Annotated in this window: 18 protein-coding genes; 11 read left to right on the top strand and 7 right to left on the bottom strand. The window is 44.5% G+C overall.

Annotated elements, in window-relative coordinates; genetic code table 11:
- Positions 1–71: 71 nt before the first annotated feature.
- Entirely contained in the window at positions 72–518 is a 447-nt protein-coding gene (locus ACXACS_RS18270) for a GatB/YqeY domain-containing protein (RefSeq protein ID WP_118490272.1), read from the bottom strand.
- A gap of 179 nt (positions 519–697) precedes the next feature.
- Positions 698–913, bottom strand: a complete 216-nt coding sequence (gene rpsU, locus ACXACS_RS18265) for a 30S ribosomal protein S21 (protein ID WP_012517258.1) — start codon at positions 911–913, stop codon at positions 698–700.
- 521 nt (positions 914–1,434) lie between these two features.
- Here rpsU and tsaD point away from each other — a divergent pair.
- A complete protein-coding gene (tsaD, locus tag ACXACS_RS18260; protein ID WP_474809330.1) occupies positions 1,435–2,460 on the top strand; it encodes a tRNA (adenosine(37)-N6)-threonylcarbamoyltransferase complex transferase subunit TsaD in 1,026 nt (341 codons plus the stop codon).
- Positions 2,461–2,653: 193 nt separating this feature from the next.
- A complete protein-coding gene (locus ACXACS_RS18255) occupies positions 2,654–3,973 on the top strand; it encodes an alkaline phosphatase family protein (RefSeq protein ID WP_474808711.1) in 1,320 nt (439 codons plus the stop codon).
- Here the strand turns inward: ACXACS_RS18255 and plsY are convergent.
- Positions 3,963–4,565, bottom strand: coding sequence for a glycerol-3-phosphate 1-O-acyltransferase PlsY (gene plsY, locus ACXACS_RS18250; RefSeq protein ID WP_474808709.1), 603 nt, complete (start codon positions 4,563–4,565; stop codon positions 3,963–3,965). The two genes, ACXACS_RS18255 and plsY, sit on opposite strands and share 11 nt — an antisense overlap.
- 291 nt (positions 4,566–4,856) lie before the next feature.
- Between plsY and folB the strand changes: the two genes are divergently transcribed.
- From folB to ACXACS_RS18230, 4 genes are all read left to right on the top strand, one after another.
- Positions 4,857–5,210, top strand: coding sequence for a dihydroneopterin aldolase (gene folB, locus ACXACS_RS18245; protein WP_179982379.1), 354 nt, complete (start codon positions 4,857–4,859; stop codon positions 5,208–5,210).
- Complete coding sequence (folK, locus tag ACXACS_RS18240; RefSeq protein WP_179982380.1) at positions 5,210–5,704, top strand: 2-amino-4-hydroxy-6-hydroxymethyldihydropteridine diphosphokinase; 495 nt, start codon at positions 5,210–5,212, stop codon at positions 5,702–5,704. The genes folB and folK overlap by 1 nt, the downstream gene beginning before the upstream one ends.
- An 8-nt stretch (positions 5,705–5,712) precedes the next feature.
- Positions 5,713–6,513 (top strand): undecaprenyl-diphosphate phosphatase, encoded by an 801-nt coding sequence (locus tag ACXACS_RS18235; RefSeq protein ID WP_474808706.1) that lies wholly within the window; start codon positions 5,713–5,715, stop codon positions 6,511–6,513.
- A 120-nt stretch (positions 6,514–6,633) separates the two neighbouring features.
- The gene (locus tag ACXACS_RS18230; RefSeq protein WP_118490265.1) at positions 6,634–7,005 is read left to right on the top strand and encodes a histidine triad nucleotide-binding protein; all 372 of its coding nucleotides are present in this window, start codon (positions 6,634–6,636) and stop codon (positions 7,003–7,005) included.
- A 99-nt stretch (positions 7,006–7,104) separates the two neighbouring features.
- Here the strand turns inward: ACXACS_RS18230 and ACXACS_RS18225 are convergent, their stop codons facing one another.
- The gene (locus ACXACS_RS18225; RefSeq protein WP_474809329.1) at positions 7,105–8,799 is read right to left on the bottom strand and encodes a dipeptidyl-peptidase 3 family protein; all 1,695 of its coding nucleotides are present in this window, start codon (positions 8,797–8,799) and stop codon (positions 7,105–7,107) included.
- A 445-nt stretch (positions 8,800–9,244) separates the two neighbouring features.
- Here ACXACS_RS18225 and ACXACS_RS18220 point away from each other — a divergent pair, with 445 nt between their 5' ends.
- Complete coding sequence (locus ACXACS_RS18220) at positions 9,245–10,081, top strand: HDOD domain-containing protein (RefSeq protein WP_474808704.1); 837 nt, start codon at positions 9,245–9,247, stop codon at positions 10,079–10,081.
- Between the two features lie 129 nt (positions 10,082–10,210).
- Here ACXACS_RS18220 and ACXACS_RS18215 read toward each other — a convergent pair whose 3' ends face one another.
- Positions 10,211–11,401, bottom strand: a complete 1,191-nt coding sequence (locus tag ACXACS_RS18215) for a benzoate/H(+) symporter BenE family transporter (protein WP_474808703.1) — start codon at positions 11,399–11,401, stop codon at positions 10,211–10,213.
- Positions 11,402–11,586: 185 nt separating this feature from the next.
- Here ACXACS_RS18215 and ACXACS_RS18210 point away from each other — a divergent pair, with 185 nt between their 5' ends.
- The gene (locus tag ACXACS_RS18210; protein WP_474808701.1) at positions 11,587–12,156 is read left to right on the top strand and encodes a helix-turn-helix domain-containing protein; all 570 of its coding nucleotides are present in this window, start codon (positions 11,587–11,589) and stop codon (positions 12,154–12,156) included.
- A 202-nt stretch (positions 12,157–12,358) separates the two neighbouring features.
- Here ACXACS_RS18210 and rdgC read toward each other — a convergent pair whose 3' ends face one another.
- Positions 12,359–13,270 carry a recombination-associated protein RdgC gene (rdgC, locus tag ACXACS_RS18205; protein WP_474808699.1) on the bottom strand — a complete coding sequence of 304 codons (912 nt, stop codon included), beginning with the start codon at positions 13,268–13,270 and terminating at the stop codon, positions 12,359–12,361.
- A gap of 136 nt (positions 13,271–13,406) precedes the next feature.
- Entirely contained in the window at positions 13,407–15,137 is a 1,731-nt protein-coding gene (locus tag ACXACS_RS18200; RefSeq protein ID WP_474808697.1) for a sensor histidine kinase, read from the bottom strand.
- A 266-nt stretch (positions 15,138–15,403) separates the two neighbouring features.
- On the opposite strand from ACXACS_RS18200, the gene phoB reads away from it, so the two are divergent.
- The 3 genes from phoB to ACXACS_RS18185 all read left to right on the top strand — a co-directional run bounded on the left by phoB (position 15,404) and on the right by ACXACS_RS18185 (position 18,544).
- The gene (gene phoB, locus ACXACS_RS18195) at positions 15,404–16,093 is read left to right on the top strand and encodes a phosphate regulon transcriptional regulator PhoB (RefSeq protein ID WP_118490259.1); all 690 of its coding nucleotides are present in this window, start codon (positions 15,404–15,406) and stop codon (positions 16,091–16,093) included.
- A 101-nt stretch (positions 16,094–16,194) separates the two neighbouring features.
- Positions 16,195–17,496: a phosphate regulon sensor histidine kinase PhoR gene (gene phoR, locus ACXACS_RS18190; RefSeq protein ID WP_474808694.1), complete on the top strand. Its 1,302-nt coding sequence runs from the start codon at positions 16,195–16,197 to the stop codon at positions 17,494–17,496.
- A 67-nt stretch (positions 17,497–17,563) separates the two neighbouring features.
- Positions 17,564–18,544: a PstS family phosphate ABC transporter substrate-binding protein gene (locus ACXACS_RS18185; protein ID WP_474808692.1), complete on the top strand. Its 981-nt coding sequence runs from the start codon at positions 17,564–17,566 to the stop codon at positions 18,542–18,544.
- Positions 18,545–18,586: the final 42 nt, after the last annotated feature.

Here is an 18,586-nt window from a genome sequence, read left to right as displayed (position 1 = left end):
GTTAAATGAGAATAACGAAGGTGAGACAATGCCCACCTTCTGCGCGATTCACTGTTACACGTGGGCAGTACTTAAGCGTTCAAACGCGCCTTAATTTTTGCACTCAAAGCGCCCATGTCGGTGCGGCCTTGAACTTTAGGCTTCAATGCGCCCATGACTTTACCCATGTCTTGCATACCCGACGCGCCAGTCGCAGCCATGGTTTCGTCGATAAGGGCATTGAGTTCATCGTCAGTCAAAGGCTGTGGCAAGAAATCTTCAATATAAGTGATTTCTTCACGCTCTTTGCTCGCTAGGTCTTCGCGATTGGCTGCGTCGTATTGCGCTGCCGCGTCTTGACGCTGTTTAACCATTTTGGTCAATACCGCTAAGATTGCGCTATCGTCTAGCGTGATTTGTTCATCGATTTCTTTTTGCTTAATGGCAGCCATAGCCATGCGAATAGTACCAAGACGTACTTTTTCTTTTGCACGCATCGCATCTTTTTGCGCTGCTTTTAAATCATCAATTAGTGCCATGATGTTTCCTGATTTTTATTAGTAGATTGAGCTTATTAAGCCCCAGGTTGAAAATCAAATGCAACCATTTGAAAAGGAAAAAATGGAGTCGTTAAGAATAAGGCCAAAAAAATAGAGGCCCAGAAACGCGAAAGGTGCTGCAATTGCAACACCTTTCAGACTCGTTACTTAACCCTATATTAGTAGAGTTTTACGCGACGTGCGTTTTCACGAGCTAGCTTCTTAAGATGACGCTTCTTAGCGGCAGCTTTCTTGCGCTTGCGTTCCCAAGTTGGCTTTTCGAAGAATTCACGACGACGAACTTCAGAAAGAACACCTGCTTTTTCACAAGAACGCTTAAAACGACGCAGCGCCACATCAAACGGCTCGTTTTCTCTAACTTTAACGATAGGCATTAAACACTCACCTCAAAACTTTTACTGTGTAAATCCGGGTAAAATTGTGCGCTAAAAAGGCCACCCGGGTTAAAAATGGTGCGAAATTCTAATCATATCTACAGAGAAAGTAAAGGATGAATTGCCAAAAAATAGCCAATATTGTGCATTTACCGTTCATTTACCTGTTCACTGGCATTCCATGAATGCAGGATAAAAGGTAAACTCTGCGCTCGTTAAGCACCGTGTTGTTTAACGCGGCTTGTATAAGCGCCCTTTTCAGAATGCTTTTTGCTCATGTTTCTTCTGATATATTTTTGTGATCAAAAGTAGAAAGCAAACGATCCTGACTAGGGTAGTGTTATGATCGCGGCGGGATCATAAAGATGATCGCCACAGATCGCCAGAATTATTTTCTCAGTTTTTGGTATTCGCTTAGTTATCTTGACTCACAACAATTGTGTGGACACTTGTTGTGATAAAAAGATGACAGCAAATTCAGAAACTAGGCATTGAAGTTAGTAGTAAAAGGGTTGCTCCCCATGCGTATTTTAGGAATAGAAACATCTTGTGACGAAACTGGCATCGCCGTTTATGACGATGAAAAAGGCTTGTTGTCACACGAACTATACAGCCAAGTAAAGCTACACGCTGATTATGGCGGTGTGGTGCCCGAGCTTGCTTCACGGGATCACGTAAGAAAGATCATTCCTTTAATTGAAAAAGCCATGGAAGATGCGAATACCCAGCCATCAGATATCGACGGCGTTGCCTTTACTCAAGGCCCAGGTTTAGTAGGGGCGTTATTAGTGGGTTCGTCAGTAGGGCGTTCATTGGCCTATGCGTGGAATGTACCTGCTGTGGGCGTTCATCATATGGAAGGGCATTTATTAGCGCCTATGCTTGAAGACGATGCGCCAGAATTTCCTTTTGTTGCGCTATTAGTGTCGGGCGGTCACTCGATGTTGGTTAAAGTAGAAGGCATTGGCCAGTATGAAGTACTCGGCGAGTCTATCGATGATGCCGCTGGTGAAGCCTTTGATAAAACCGCCAAGTTACTTGGTCTTGATTATCCTGGCGGCCCTCTCTTAGCAAAATTGGCCGAAAAGGGAGAAGCGGGGCATTATAAGTTTCCTCGCCCGATGACCGACAGACCAGGGCTAGATTTCAGCTTTAGCGGTCTTAAAACCTTTGCAGCGAACACCATCCGCGATGCTGACCTAACCGGTGATGATGCAGAGCAAATTAAAGCGAATATTGCCTACGCGTTTCAAGAAGCCGTAGTGGATACGCTTATCATTAAATGTAAGCGAGCATTGAAGCAGACGGGTATGAAGCGTTTGGTTATTGCTGGCGGCGTAAGTGCAAATACAATGCTGCGCAGTGAGATGAAAGCCCTGATGCAAGAGCTAAAAGGTGAGGTGTTTTACCCTAGCTTAGCGTATTGTACTGATAATGGTGCCATGATTGCCTATGCGGGAATGCAGCGTCTAAAAGCAGGCGAAACCTTGGCGTTATCGTCACAAGCCAAACCGCGATGGCCTCTTGATACCTTATCAGCAATTTAAAAACGCCGACTGGGTTTTAAATGATGTTGTGAAATTGATACTGCTTATCAACGTATGCATAAGATGTGCAAAAGGCAGATATCAAGCATAGCAAGCGGGCAAAATAGACAAACAAAAAGTAAAGGCAATGGGAGCGCGTCCCATTGCCTTTTATTTTACCAAAATGAACTTTGAGTAAGGACGTAAAAAAACCATGCGCTTAGCAACAGACGGTACAAAACAAAATGCATCGCTATTATTTTTAGCGCTGTCGTTATTTATTTTGATTTTCTTTGCAGCGCTCGCCACGCCTAATGCACTTGCCTCAAGTAAAAATCCTTCAAATGAATCAGCAAAAGAGACAAAGCGACGGAGTCAGCAAGACCAGTATGTCGTGTTAATTTCTCTTGACGGTTTTCGCCACGACTATATCGAGTTACACAACGCCGAGAACCTTGGCACCATTGCAAAGCAAGGCGTAAGGGCGTCATCAATGACCCCTGTTTATCCGTCGAATACCTTTCCCAACCATATTTCGTTGATCACAGGGCTGCTTCCTAAACACCACGGTATTGTGAATAACCGCTTTTATGATAAATCACGTCCTACAAAAGACGGTTATGCAAAATATCAGTTAGGCTATGGCAAAATGGATAGCACCTGGATCACGGCAACACCGCTATGGAATTTAGTGGAATACCATGGGATGAAGGCTGCTACCTTTTTCTGGCCAGAGTCTGACGCACGCATATCGGGTGCTTCTCCGACTTATTTCTATCATTATTCAAAATATGCTGACTACCAGATGCGTATTGATCAGATCATCAACTGGCTAAAATTGCCCGAGGTATCGCGCCCTCGTTTTATCGCGAGCTATTTTTCGCTTACCGATTCGGTAGGACACGATGAAGGCCCTTTTGCCGATAAAACCAATGATGCGGTGCAGGAAGTGGATGCGCTTATCGGTCAACTTTATAAGCGTATTAATGCATTAGACTTACCAGTAAATCTGGTAGTGGTGTCTGACCACGGCATGACGCCTATTGATGAAAGCCAGCTTATAGAGGTTGAGTCTTTATCCATTCCTGATAGCTTCATTATTGAAAATGAAGGGGCCCAAGTACACTTGTATGCCAAAGAAGGTGTGTCTGATAAACAAATCAACGAAGAAATAGAACGTCTTACCCATATAGCCGAAAACCGCTTCATTGTGCTTAATGATACCCAGCGCGCTCAGCGGCACATGGAAGTGGGAAACAGAACGGGCGATATTATTTTGGAAATTGCGCCACCGGCCCGTTTCAAAAACGCTAACAGTACGCATGTGAGTAAAGGTGGCCATGGCTACGTAAATACGGTACCCGATATGGGAGCGACCTTTGTTGCAGTGGGGCCGGCGTTTAAAACGAACACCACTATTCCTACATTTAGCAACCTAGAAGTTTATCCAGCGCTGGCTAAAATATTGGGTATTTCGCCTGTTACGCCTATAGACGGAAAGCTGGATGTACTACAGCAGGCACTTACTCTTTAACTTTGCCTTTATCCCATACCTTACTTTCATTGCCTGCTAACAGGCGGGCAATGTTGTCTTTATGACGTAAAATAATAAGCAGCGAGAGCATAGCTACCGGCACAGTGTACAAAGGTTTGATTAATAATGTGAAAAGTGGCGCTAGCGACACTGCAATGAGCGCACCTAGCGAAGAATAGCCGGTAAGAAAAACCACTACTACCCAGCTTAGAACAAGCAGCCCTGCTAAATCGAGCCCGATAGGCAGCATGGCACCAAAAGCGGTAGCGACGGCTTTACCGCCTTTGAAACCGAAATAAAGCGGAAATATATGGCCTAAACAGGCAAAGATAGCAATTATGCCCAGCATTATTGGCTCTATACCCAAAAAGTAGCTGCCGTAAACGGGAATAGTGCCTTTTAGTATATCCATAACAAGTACAAGTAGCGCAGGAATACGACCACCTAAGCGGTACACATTGGTTGCTCCTGGGTTTTTAGAGCCAGCGGTCCTTGGGTCGGGTAAACCAAATAATTGGCTTATAACCACTGCACTTGATAGTGAACCGAAGAGGTAGGCAACAGCAGCCATTAAAAGCGTTAGCGAAATCATTTTTTCATTCTAATTATCAAAAGCGTTTTAGAAGCACTACCTTCTGTCGGGTTTTACTTCTCCTGTAGGAGGGTTAAGGCTTGTGTCCTATTAAATTACAAAACCTTGGTTGCCCCCAGTTGTCATACAGCGGTATAGTTGTGCCACACAAGCGTAAAGCTACTCCATCCAAACGCGATATACCACCGTTTACCAGCAATATGTGGTTGAAAGCGCAGTAGTAAGACCAGTATTGAAGCCGGAAAGTAAGGCAATAAACTGGGTTGATAACAGACAAGATGAAAAAATTCCATGGGAAAAATTTATATAACAGGGCTTGAAGTAGACACCCTGATTGGTGTTTATGACTGGGAGCGAGTAAGAACCACCCAGCTACTTCTCGATGTAACACTTGATGTTGACTTAAGCGCGGCGATGCAAAGTGATGATGTTGCCGATACGGTAGATTATGCCAAAGTAGCCGAGTGCATCGTGGAAGTAGGTAAAGAGAGTACGTTCGAACTACTTGAGGCTTTCGGAAGCAAGGTTATGGATACCGTACTTGCTCACTTCTCGGTTTCAACAATAACGCTTAAAATCGTTAAACCTAATATTCTTCCTAATGCGCAAACTGTTGCCGTTGAAATGCGAAAAGAGCGCAACTAATGCCTGAACATACCATTTTAATCAGCATTGGTTCCAATATTGAGCGTGAGCATTACACTAGGCAGTCTTTGGTTGCCCTAAAACAACACTTCTCAGATGTTTCAGTGTCTTCCGTTTATGAAAGCGAAGCTGTAGGCTTCAACGGCAGTCCTTTTTATAATGCTGCCGCACGGGCGACAACATCAAAAAATGTTGAAGAGGTGTGTGCAATACTAAAGGCAATTGAGAAAGACAATGGAAGAGTGCATACCGACAAAAAATTCTGCGCAAGAACCCTTGATCTCGATTTGCTTACCTATGATAGTAAGGTAACCACATCCCCTGTGGTTTTGCCTCGCGAAGAGATTTGTTACAACGCGTTTGTGCTTTGGCCGTTAGCTGAACTTGTTCCCGACGACATTCACCCTGAAACGCAAGAAACCTATGCCCAAATGTGGCAAAACTTTGATAAACAGAAACAGCAATTATGGCCAATTGACTTTACTTGGAGTTAAGCAAAGGAATGACACTTTTCGAAATCATTATTTTAGCAATTATTCAGGGCGTGACTGAATTTCTTCCAATCAGTAGCTCTGGGCACTTGCTGCTACCCGCTGAGCTTTTCGGTTGGGTAAGCCAAGGTTTGGCGTTTGACGTAGCAGTACATGTGGGAAGTCTTCTTGCAGTTATGATCTATTTTCGTCAAGAAATAGGGCAGATGACAGTAGCATGGGTGACTCAAGGCTTCAGCAAGCAGCAATCTACCGACAGTAAACTGGCGTGGTACGTTATTGTGGCGACTATTCCTGCGGTCATCATTGGTTTTTTGATGAAAAGCTGGATAGAAGACAATGCACGTACAGCATTGGTGATCGCAGGTACCACCATCATTTTCGGTTTGCTTTTATGGTATGCCGACTCGACAGCAAAGCGGGAACAAGAACTTGAAGGCCTAACGCTAAAACAAGCCATTTATATCGGCTTAGCCCAAGTGTTAGCGTTGATTCCTGGGACGTCTCGTTCGGGTATAACGATGACCGCTGGCTTGATGCTAGGATTAAAACGCGAAGCCTGTGCGCGCTTTTCTTTCTTACTGTCTATACCTGTCATCTTAGGTGCAGGGTTGCTAGCCACCTTAGATTTACTTAAAGCAAATGAAGCCGTCGACTGGTATGCATTGCTGTATGGTGCAGCATTTTCATTCGTAAGTGCCTACCTTTGTATTTATTTATTCCTAAGCTGGATATCCCGTATAGGCATGCTGCCTTTTGTTATCTATCGCTTAGCGTTAGGCGTAATACTTCTATGGTTTGTTTTTGCATAAAACAAGGCATCGAGCCGAGTAAAAACACTGTAGTTAAGACTTTGTAATTGCGTTGGTGAGAGAACCATCATCGTTCGCTAACGCAATAGTTAAACACCTAATTAAAAAGGAATGTGAGACATGGCAGAAACAATTTTTGATAAAATTATCAGCAAGGAAATTCCAGCAGAGATTTTGTACGAAGACGAACTGGCGCTGGCGTTTAAAGATATAAACCCTCAGGCTCCGACTCATTTTCTGGTTATTCCGAAAAAGCAAATTGCCACGGTAAACGATATTGCTGAAGAAGACCGCGAAGTAGTGGGGCACTTGTCATATGTAGCAGCAAAAATTGCCAAGGAGCAAGGCTTTGCCGACCAAGGCTTTCGTACTGTCATGAATTGTAACGAATACGGTGGGCAAACCGTATATCACATTCACCTTCACGTGTTGGCGGGCAAACCGCTAGGCTGGCCTCCGTATACTGAAAATATGAAGCAACACGTAGAGTAACGTTTGCGCTTAAAGATAAAAAATGCCGCCCTTTATTCAAAGGGCGGCATTTTTATTTACGCTGCAGATAAATGAGGTAAATAAGTGAAATCGATTGACTTATTCAGCAAGCCCAAGCACTTTCTTACCTTGATTAAAGTGAATATCAACCGGGATGCTGGCTGCTTCTAAGCGCGCTAAATCTGACGCAAGGTCAGGCTTAATCACACCCATAGTTTCTACAAGTTTTGCGACACCGTCGTAATCGCCGTCGCCTTGAAGGGTAAGGATCAATTCAGAAAGTGCTTCTACCGCGGCGCCCATCTTTTGCATATTTACGCGATACATGCCGTCTTCTGTTTTCTCAAACGCACCTTGCTGTGCAAAAAAGTTAAAACGAATCATGTTCGCTTTGCCGTGAGCAGAGCTTGCTCCAAAACGCACAGAACGGAAAATTCCGGCCATAAAGGTAACGTAATAATCTTCTAGTGTACCTTCGGTAATTTCACCTTTTTCAAGAAGACTTTGTACCATGTACAAACCTAGAATATCCGCTTTACCTTCTTCAAGGGCTGAGGCATGTTCTTTAAGTGCACCGCGCACGGTACCCGAACCGTCTAGGGTGTTTTTAATACCAAGACCGTGAGCCACTTCGTGAAACATGGTGTTGGCGAAAAAGGCGTCAAACGTAATGTGCTCACGTTGCTCAGGCACAATTAGCGTATCTGCAATAGGTACCAAAATAGTATCGAACTTTGCGCGCATTGCGTTTTTAAGCTGAAGACGGCGGGTTCCCTTTTCTAACTGAACGCGCTCGTCATTTGGCAGGTTAATCGCAATGGTTTTGCTACCAGCATTAGAGTGGCCTGCGTAATAGATAACGTCATAAGCATTAAGGTCTGCATCAGAACCTGGCATCTCAGCTTTGTAAGCGTCGGCAACAGGAAGGCCTTGCTGAAGCTCAGGTAGGAAAGCAGCGTACTTCGCCAGCTTTTCACTCCATGCTAAATCTTTAATAAGCACGTAGGCTTCAAAGGCAGTGCGGTAGCCGTATAGCTGGTCTTCATAGCTTTCAATAGGGCCAATAACCAGCTCTACTGGGTTAGTCTTCATATCCATCCAGGCCATATCAGAGGCAAGATAATCGTTAGACAGCAATGCCTCAGAACGCAGTTGCAGGTATTGCTTGAAGCTTTCATCTTCAGCTAGCTCTGACGCTTTTTTTAGTAGGTCAGATGCTTTCATTAACTCACTCTTAAAGGCTTCAGAGTAAGGCACTGAATAAAGGTTACCTGCTTCATCGCGCTTCACTATAGAATACAAGCCTTGCTTGTCGGCAAACTCAGCCGTAGCAAATTCTTCCTTTTCCATGTCGTGAGGATAAAACTCAGCGCCTAGGGCTTTATCTTCATAGCCGCTAATAAATGGCGTGTCGCCATTTAGGCGATCCCAAGGACCATAGTTAATCGCTGCAAAGTGACGTACCTTTTCATCGCTTATCGAGGAAAGAAATGCATCTTTATCTTCAAAAAATGCCTGCTTCCAAAACAGGTCATCCATAATTTTCGACGCATCGATTAAAAGCGAAAGCATTTTATGCTGGTTGTCATTAAGGTGTGATAAATCACTGGTAAGGTCTACACCGTGATAAATAGACAAGCGGGACTCGTCTACAAGTAAGGTTTGCGCTGTATCGGTTTCAGGCTTTGCCGTTTGAGTTTGCGTTGTATCGGCACTTTTGCTGCAGGCGGTCAGCATAAATAGCCCTGCTACTGCAGCAGCAATAGGCGAATAAGTTGAAGTCGTTTTTTTAATCATAAGGTTTACCGTGTCGTTTTCCCGTATTGATTTAAGTATGTGGGGAGGTGTTTGCGTAACTCACTATAGCTATGCTTTTGATTTTATACAAAAGTATGAAAATTATTTGCTTAATATCAATAGTGGTTTGCTGCTTGTTGTCTATACTTTGATTAAGCTCTTGTGCTTCTGCGGTCGTTAAACATTCGCACTAAGCCTGTCTTTTTTAGTTGGTCGAAACTAAAGAGCTACTATAGTATGGTGATAGAAATACCATAATAAAACAATAAACGGTTTGTATTTTAGCGTGAAACATAGAGGCCTATGTGAATAAGCGCAGGGAATGCAACGCACAAATACTCGATTTATTTGGCGCATCAGGATTGATGTTAGCTATGTGGATAACGGGTAACGCAAACTATCGCCTTATCAAGGCAATTTGGAACTTTCTAAGGGTAGAAATATGTCTACACAGAACGCGCTTTCAACCATCTTGGTTGAAAAGATAAACAACGACACACTGGTCCTTCCTACACTTCCTGCTATCGCATTAAAAGTCCGTAAAGCAGCAGATGACCCTGACATTAACCTTAATGCTATGGGCGAGGTAATCGGACAAGACCCATCACTTAGTGCAAGAATGATCAAAATTGCAAACAGTGCTTATATGGGGCGCAGTGTTAAAGTAACCTCTATCAGTCAGGCGGTAACCCGTATTGGTTTGCGACAAATTAAGAATATCTCTACCGCGCTAGCAATGGAGCAGCTGTTTGTATCTAAAAATGATGTAGTTGCTCGTTATTTGCAACAGGAATGGGCGAATACGGTAAACATAGTTGCCAGTGCAATGGCGGTATTACAGCTTTATATAGCCCGCACTAAAAAGCGGGAAATGAGCATGGATACTATGACTTTAGCTGCATTGGTACATAATATTGGTGTACTGCCTATTTTGACCGAAGCTGAGCGCCACCCTGAAGTTTTTGCAAACCCTTCTTTCCTTGAAGTGGCAATCGATAAACTAGCGGGCCGCATTGGTGCAAGCATAATGAGAGAATGGGGCTTTGGTGAAAGCTTCGTAAATGTAGCGAAAAACTGGAAAGACTTAAGCTATCTTCCTGATGAGCTAAGCTATATTGACTTTGTTCGCGTAGGTGCGGCAGTCTCGGGAGCGGCAGGTAGTCAAAAAGACGCAATGCTAAACTTAGCTATTCAGCGTGGTGTGGTCGAAGATATGGGCGAGCTTCACTCTGATGAGTTCGAAGAGCTCACAAGTGCCGCGAAGCAAATTTTCTTATAGCAGTTAAGCTTTTAAGCTACCCCTCAGATCTACACCGTAGTGTTAGGCCGATACAGAAGTGAAACCTCAAAACGTATCGGCCTTTTTGTTATATAGGTTAGCTACACGTACAGCGCATAATAAGCAACACTATGCGTTAGCAGGTTTCTTTTGAACAAACAGCAATAGTAAACCTAGACCCAATCCCCACACCGCTGAAGTCATAGAAAATAAGCTAAAGCCTGACGCCGTACACAGCATGGTGAGCAGTGCTGGGGCTCTGTGATGCTCTACTTCCATAGCGCGAACCACCGACCCTTGCAGCGTACCTAAAAGTGCGAGCCCTGCAAGTAGATGAATAATGATACTGGGCATGCTAACAAATAACGTAACGATCACAGACGCTAACAGCCCCATAAATAAATACGCCACGCCGGCCGCTATGGCAGCTCTATAGCGCTGTGATTTTTCTCTATCCGCCTGCTCACCCATGCAAAGTGCTGCTGTGATAGCGGCTAGGTTAAAAGTAAAGCCACCAAACGGTGCTAATAGACCTTGTATAACGGCAATGCCTGATAAGATAGGCTTATGGTCGGGTGCATAGCCGTGGGCGTGATGAATAGCTATGCCGGGCAAGTTTTGAGAAAGCGTGGTGATAAGAAAAAGAGGAAAGGCTAAGCCAATGGCGGCGCTGAGAGAGAAAGTGGGCGTTACCCAAATCGGCTCGGGCAGAGTAATTATTGATGGCAGCCCTGATGAGGTACTTGGTAAAGCGACAACACCGCTGGCACTACCCATAAACAAACTAATGCCCACCGACATAATCAGTAACAACAGCATCAGATAGCGGGGGAATAGTCGGCTTCCTATTAGATAAGCGGAAATAAATAACGCGACTAGGTGCGGCGCTTCATTAACATCGGTAAATATAGCAAGGCATATAGGCAGAAGAATACCGGCTAAAAGTGCAGATGAAATGGCCGGAGGAATGCGACTAATTTGTTTAAGTAAAGTCCGACTTTGCGCTGTTATCAGTGAAAGCACTGCGCATATTACAAATGCACCAATGGCTTCACTTAAACTATAGTCGCCGATACTGGTTAACAAAAAAGCCGCACCAGGGGTAGACCAAGCGGTAACAACGGGCAGTTTGGATAGCCACGAAAACAGAATACAGGTAATGCCCATTCCTAGACCAAGCGCGAATAACCAACTTATTACCATGTCATCGCTAGCGCCGGCTTTGCGCGCAACATCAATGATAATGACAACAGAACTACTATAACCTACCGTAACGGCGGTAAGCCCTGCGCTGATATGACTTAACTTCCATTTATTCATGAAAACCCTCGTGATGGAATTCGATTGGAAACGATTGAGCGATAAAAATACGCTTTTAGCGTCTTTCGAATGTGCTACTCTACCTATTCGTGCGCTATAACGCACAATGGATAACTTAACATTTGTGCGTTATAGCGCACAACTGCTTTATTAACATCAGCGACAAAATAAAAGGCCTTCATTACATGACAAAAGCAAATGGGCAGCCTTCTGCTATTTCAAGGAGTATTGCACAGCACCTGCAGTCTGTTCGCAAAGCAAGGGGGCTTTCGCTTGATAAAACAGCGAAGTTGACGGGGGTATCGAAAGCTATGCTTGGGCAAATAGAACGAGGTGAGTCTAGCCCAACCATCGCTACCCTGTGGAAAATAGCCACAGGTCTTGCGTGTTCATTTTCTTCTTTCTTATCTGGTGACGAAACAGCACCTTCGTCTCAACACGCCGATAACAAGTTCGCTAACGACCCAAACGTAACCATAAAGACGCTATTTCCGTTTAACTCAGCTACTCAGTTTGAGATGTTCGAACTATGCTTAACAGGCTTTCATGAGCAGCACTCTTCAGCTCACCAAATTGGTGTCACCGAACATATTCACGTACTACAAGGAAAGTTAGGGGTTTTGCAAGATGGACAGTGGAAAAGCTATCAGGCTCAGGAGCAATGTATATTGCGTGCAGACCAGCCCCACGGTTATCGAGACGAAGCCGGAGAGACGAGCTTTATTGTGGTAATTCACTATCCAACTTACACCTAAAGCGGTTGGACAACTTTCTTGCAAAGGCTAGGAAAAGGGCTAAAAAAGCTAGGAAGTATTTGCGCTTCGAGACGGTTGCCAGTTCAAACATGCAACTTAATTAACAGGCCCTAATAAAAAGCCTAACGACCCTTAGGTAATTAGGCTTTTCGATAGCGCTAGGCTACCTTTATCATTTGCTTATTATTTACTTACCGTTCGCTTATAAACTATCGTCGTTAAGATTAAGCGCACCGCGAAGGAAGTTCAGCAGCGTACAAATCTCTGCTGACATTAGCGCAAACTCTGCATCAAGGCGAGCTTCTACCTGATCCTTTGGTACGTCGTCAGTTTCTTCTTTAATGCGGTCGGTGAACTTAATACGCTTAATGGCGCCATCTTCACACATAATAGCCGTTAGGGTTTCTGCATATTCAAACGCGACTTTTTGAACCAGCTTACCGGCATCTAGGTGAATACTGATTTCTTCGCTATCAAGCGGCTGGTTCTTACAGCGAATAACACTGCCCGTGTCGTCGGTAGATTTAAGCTCAGCTTCTTCAAGTAGCCCAACGCCTTCTGGTGTTGACTCAGTAACCCAATGCGTAAGTTCGCTTTGAAGGCTTCTACGCGTAAACGGCACTACTGGAAGTGAACCTATGGCCTTTCTTACCATGGCCAAAAAGGCTTCGGCTTTGCCGTCAGACGACGCATCAACCACTACCAAGTTGTCGGAAAGCGAAATAAAACCGTGGGTGTAGGTGTTTTTGGTAAAGGCCTGTGGCAGCAAGCGTGTCTGAATTTCTTGCTTAAGGTCAGCTTTGGCTTTTTTGCCAACTGGTGAACCGGTTTCCATTTCAATTTTAGCTACCATCTCGTCAAGCTCGGCATTGACCACAGCACCGGGCAAAATCTTTTCTTGTTTCTTTAGCGTTATCCAAAAACGCTGTTGAACAACATGAAACATGGTGCCTTGCTTACCAGCCTGAGAAAACGGAGAGGCAAACCCCATGGTTGCCAAATCTTGGCTGCCGCACGGGCGAAAAGCATGTTCGTTTAAGACTCGCTCTAAATCACCCTCGTCTAGCGATAGCGGCTGAGTAATTTGATAGGCTTTTACATTTTTAAACCACATAGTGTAAGCATTCTCTTAATAAAAATAGGGCGCAAGCGTACCAACGTAAGACTTGCGGTGCAATTGAATAAAGGGTTGTTAAATACATAAAAGGGCGCTTGCAGTGCGCGCCCCAAATTGAAAATAGTAAAAAGGCTTACACACTCTTTTTGGGAAAACGAATGATGTACTGTAAGCCGTTGCCGAGTGTACTGTCGGCTTCAATATGGCCATGCAGGGACTGCGTAACTAGATTATACATAATATGTGTGCCCAAACCGCTGCCACCTTGGCCTCGTTTAGTAGTAAAGAAAGCATCAAACAATTGACTTAATTCTTCTTCACTTAAGCCCCTGCCGTCATCCTTATAGTAAAGAACAACATTATCACCTTCTTCTTTTACATCGAGGGTTACCGTGCCTGCGTTTTTGCCTTCAAAGCCGTGCATAAGCGAGTTAACGACCATATTTGTAACAATCTGTGCAATAGCGCCGGGGGCACAGGTTACTACTAAATTGTCAGGGCAGGTTAGGTTAATTTGATGTTCGGTTTGCTTGAAACTCGGCTTTAGGGACTGGATGATTTCGTTGATGTAATCGCCTAATACAAACTCGCGTTCGGTTTCACTGGTCTGGTCAACGGCCACTTGTTTAAAGCTGGCGATAAGGTCTGATGCGCGCTCTAAGTTACTCAAAAGTAAAAGCGCAGTTTGCTCGGCTTCGTCAATAAAGCTTGCCATATTTTTACTGGTCAGGCTTTTATCTTCAAAATCAGTCTTTAAGTTATTAAGTCGTTCTTGCAGAAAACTGGCTGCGGTGACGCTCACCCCTAACGGCGTGTTTACGTCGTGTGCAATACCGGCAACAAGGCCGCCAAGTGAAGCCATGCGCTCTGACTCTACTAACTGCTCTTGCGCTTGGTGAAGGGTATCCATTGAGCTTGCGAGTTCTTGGTTACGTTTGCGAAGCTCTGCTTCTATATACTGGCGATTTTCGTTTTCCTGGCGCAGCTCTCGCTGGTGAGCAACAAGCTCATCTTTCTGCTGCTCTAAATCAAGCATGATTTGCGACAAAGACGCGGTTTTTTTTGCCACTTCCTGTTCTAAAATAAGGTTTTGATCATCTAACTTTTTATTGGCAAGCGTTAGCTCGCTTTGCGCATTATTCAACTTATTATTTGAAGCGATAAGGTCATCAATAACATTGTTGTACGATTCTTTAAGCTGCAATAGCTCGTTATCATCATCCAGCTTGATGTTGAACTTACTCTCTTCCGGGTGCTGAGGGTTGAAATTGCCCATTTGCTCAGTGATGGACTGTAAGGGTTCAGAGAGCATGGTGCGAAAGGCTGTCATAAATAAGAAAACAAGGAAGGTTGTCTTCACTATCGCGTTGCCGATAAGAAAGAAAACACCTACTTCAATACGGCTAAATATAGTGTCGAAGCTTGAGTATAAAGTAACATCGCCGACGGTAGACTCACGGCCAGAGAATTTGAAAACAAGCGGGAAGCTATAGCTAAAAACGCCTCCGGGATGATCCTCTATCAGCTCTTGGTCGACAGGCGCGGGAGAGCGCTGGACCCGAATGCCGTACTCGGCAATGTAGTTACCGTTTTCACCACGAACTTGCAGACCTTCAACTATTGGGAGCGACATTAACCCTTCAGCGATGGCTCGGACTTGATCATTGTTAAGCTCCCATAGCGCGCGAGTAAGACTAGAAGAAAAGGTGTTTTTTAACGTTTGAAGCTCGCTTTCAACGTGATTTTTGGTGCTGAGATATTCTGTGAAAATTTGTCCTACTGTCACAATAAGTGTGAGCGCAAAGTATACCGATAATACCCTTGCTAAGAGCTTCCTTGATAACCCTGTCTTGACCGCAGCCATAGAAAAACACACCCCTGTTACTTCGGACTTTGCATGATTCTCCCACTTGTGGTGAAAGCACCATTTTGAATTACATACATGTAGATATTTTTGACAATTCAAGAATATGCGCAATTGTATGAATAAACAAGATTGTATGTATAAACTTTGGACGAAGCGTGTTTTAAAACCGTATTAAACTTGACACATTAATGTAATCGTTTTAATAAAACTGTCACAGACCACATTAATAATAACGGCGTTTATAAATGAGCAGGAATATTACGATGTCTCGTACAGTGTTGGTGGTTGAGGACGAAGCGCCTATCCGTGAGATGCTTAAGTTCGTACTTGAGCAATCTGGTTTTAATATTATTGAAGCCGAAGATTTCGACATCGCGCAAGAAAAAATTTGCGAGCCTTACCCAGATTTGATTCTACTGGATTGGATGCTACCGGGTGGAAGCGGTGTACAACTGGCTAAAAGTTTAAAGCAACACGAGTTTACTCGTGACATTCCCGTTATCATGCTAACAGCCCGTGGTGAAGAAGAAGATAAAATTCGCGGCTTGGATGCTGGTGCCGACGATTATGTGACTAAGCCCTTCTCGCCGAAGGAACTAGTGGCAAGAATTAAAGCGGTAATGCGCAGAGTCACGCCCACATCAAACGAAGAGCCCATTGAGTTTAACGGACTTAAACTTGAGCCTGTATCGCATCGCGTTATGGCCAATGAAGAGCCATTAGATATGGGGCCCACAGAGTTCAAGCTATTGCACTTTTTCATGACTCATCCAGAGCGAGTATACAGCCGAGAGCTTCTTCTTGATAACGTGTGGGGCACCAATGTTTACGTTGAAGACAGGACGGTAGATGTACATATTCGACGCTTGCGCAAAGCTATCTCTCGTCACGGACATGATGCTATGATCCAAACTGTACGCGGTGCAGGCTACCGTTTTTCTACTAAGCTTTAATAAGATATGGTGTTTAGGGAGTGGTATGACGCCATTCCCTTCACGTCTGTGTGCCATCTGAACGTACGCCTATTTCCACTTTCAACAACGCGAGCTATTTCATGTATTACCCTTTCTCTTGGTTGAGAAGTACTTTGCGCTTAGTGCTATTCCTTGTGGTTTTTGCGCTGGTCGGGTGGTACCTGGATGATATGTTATTCGCTGTCGCCATAGGTGCGACTTTGTTACTGCTGTTTAACTATTGGCACCTTTATAAGCTGAATCGCTGGCTGTGGCATAGTCGCAAAATGTCTCCTCCTACCGTGCGAGGTGTATGGGAGCATATTTATGAAGGTATCTATTACCTTCAGCGTCGAAATCGCAACAAGCGTAAAGAGCTTGGCGAGTTAGTAAAACGCTTTAGAGAGGGGTCTGAAGCCTTACCAGATGCAGCGGTAGTGGTTGACTCAAAGGCTTGTATTATTTGGTGTAATCGTCTTGCACGTTTAGATCTTGGGTTGAAATGGCCTCAAGACTCAGGCCGTAGAATCGACAATTTATTGCGTCACCCAGAATTTATTCAGTATTTTCACGCGGGTAACTATAAATACCCTATTGAAGTACCGTCGCCAACGAACCCCAATAAAACTTTCGAATATCGGATAATGCCTTATGGCGACGAGCACCTTCTGCTGATTGCTCGTGATATAACGCGTGTATCTCAGCTTGAAGAAATGCGTAAAGACTTTGTGGCGAACGTATCTCACGAGCTTCGCACGCCGCTCACGGTTATAAATGGGTACTTAGAAATTCTTCCGGTTGATGAAGCGTCAGACCCGTTTATGCACAAAGCGATGAAAGAAATGACATCGCAAACCCAGCGTATGCAAAACTTAATTGAAGACTTATTAGTGCTATCGCGCATTGAAGCAAGTTCGGAACGTATTTATGAAAATACCGTTAATATACCCGTGGTCCTCGCGCAAGTGGAACGAGAAGCTCAAGCGCTGAATAAAGAAAAAAATCACACGATAAACTTCCATATTGACAAAGAGCTATATGTCTTTGGTGTGGAAACCGAACTACGCAGTGCCTGTTCTAATTTGGTGTTTAATGCCGTTCATTACACCCCCGCTGGTGGCGAGATAAACGTATATTGGCGCCGCGGTACGAGTGGCGCGCAGTTTTCTGTTGTAGACAACGGTGAGGGCATTGAACAGAACCATCTTAATCGCTTAACAGAACGCTTTTACCGTGTGGATAAAGCCCGTTCCCGTAAAACCGGTGGTTCAGGCTTGGGGTTGTCCATTGTAAAACACGTGCTAAGTCATCATAATTCTCGATTAGAGATAACCAGTACGTTGGGCGAGGGCAGTAACTTCTCCTTCGTGTTGGATAACGAGTTAATTGCAGAGCAGCTGTAATCTTAAGAGGCAGTAAACCTTGGTGAGCAAACGTCATAACATAGTGAATGGGCTATGCCATAGTTTCATGAGCTTATTGTTGGTAATAAGCTTGTTGATGCCACTTAAATTACTCGCCAGCACTCAGCTTATGCAAAGCTCTTCTTCTGTTCCAAGCACTTATCAAGTGCCCGCCTATGAACGCAAGCCCGGTGTTGCAGGGAAAATATCCTCAGTGGGCTCAGATACACTGGCAAACTTGATGACCTTTTGGTCACAGGAATTCAAAACTCTCTACCCTCAGGTCGGCTTTCAAATTCAGGCATCTGGTTCATCTACCGCTCCGCCGGCACTTATTGAAGGTACTGCCACCATAGGTCCCATGAGCCGGGAATTAAAACCCAGTGAAATACGCGACTTCACGCGAGTTCATGGTTACCCACCCACTGTTTTAAAAGTTGCGATGGATGCCATCGCAATCTTTGTGGACAGACGAAACCCACTTCCAGGTATGACGTTAGAGCAAGTAGATGCCGTATTTTCTGAAACCCAGTTTTGTGGCAGCAATACCGCCATAACCAATTGGTCTCAACTCGGCGTTAACGATATAGGCTACCGTTCTCCCATCAGGCTGTACGGCCGGAATTCAGTATCGGGTACTTATGGCTTGTTTAAAGTGATGGCGCTGTGTGATGGGGACTTTAAAAATACGGTTAATGAACAACCTGGCTCTGCATCGGTGGTGTTATCTGTTGCTAGTGGAACTGGCGCTATTGGCTATGCCGCTTACGGTTACAAAACCGCCGGGGTTCGCGCTCTGCCACTAGGTGAATCGCTAGATAGCTTAATCCCTCTTTCTATTGACACTGTGCGCAACGAAACCTACCCCTTTGCCCGTTTTCTTTATTTAGTGATAAATAAAAAGCCCGGCGAGCCTTTACCTACTTTAGAACGGGAGTTTTTGCGCTATATCTTGTCACAGGAAGGGCAGCAGCAGGTGTTAAGAGATGGCTATTTCCCTATTCGTGAAGATGTATTGGTGCGCCAGCGTCGATTACTTGGTGAATAAATAAGCCAAATTTATGTGATGAAATCGTTTCGGCGTTGCCGT

Source organism: Alteromonas sp. AWM4_230 (assembly GCF_056158305.1).
The sequence above is the reverse complement of the archived record's forward strand: the minus strand, read 5'-3'. Positions and strand labels throughout refer to the sequence as shown.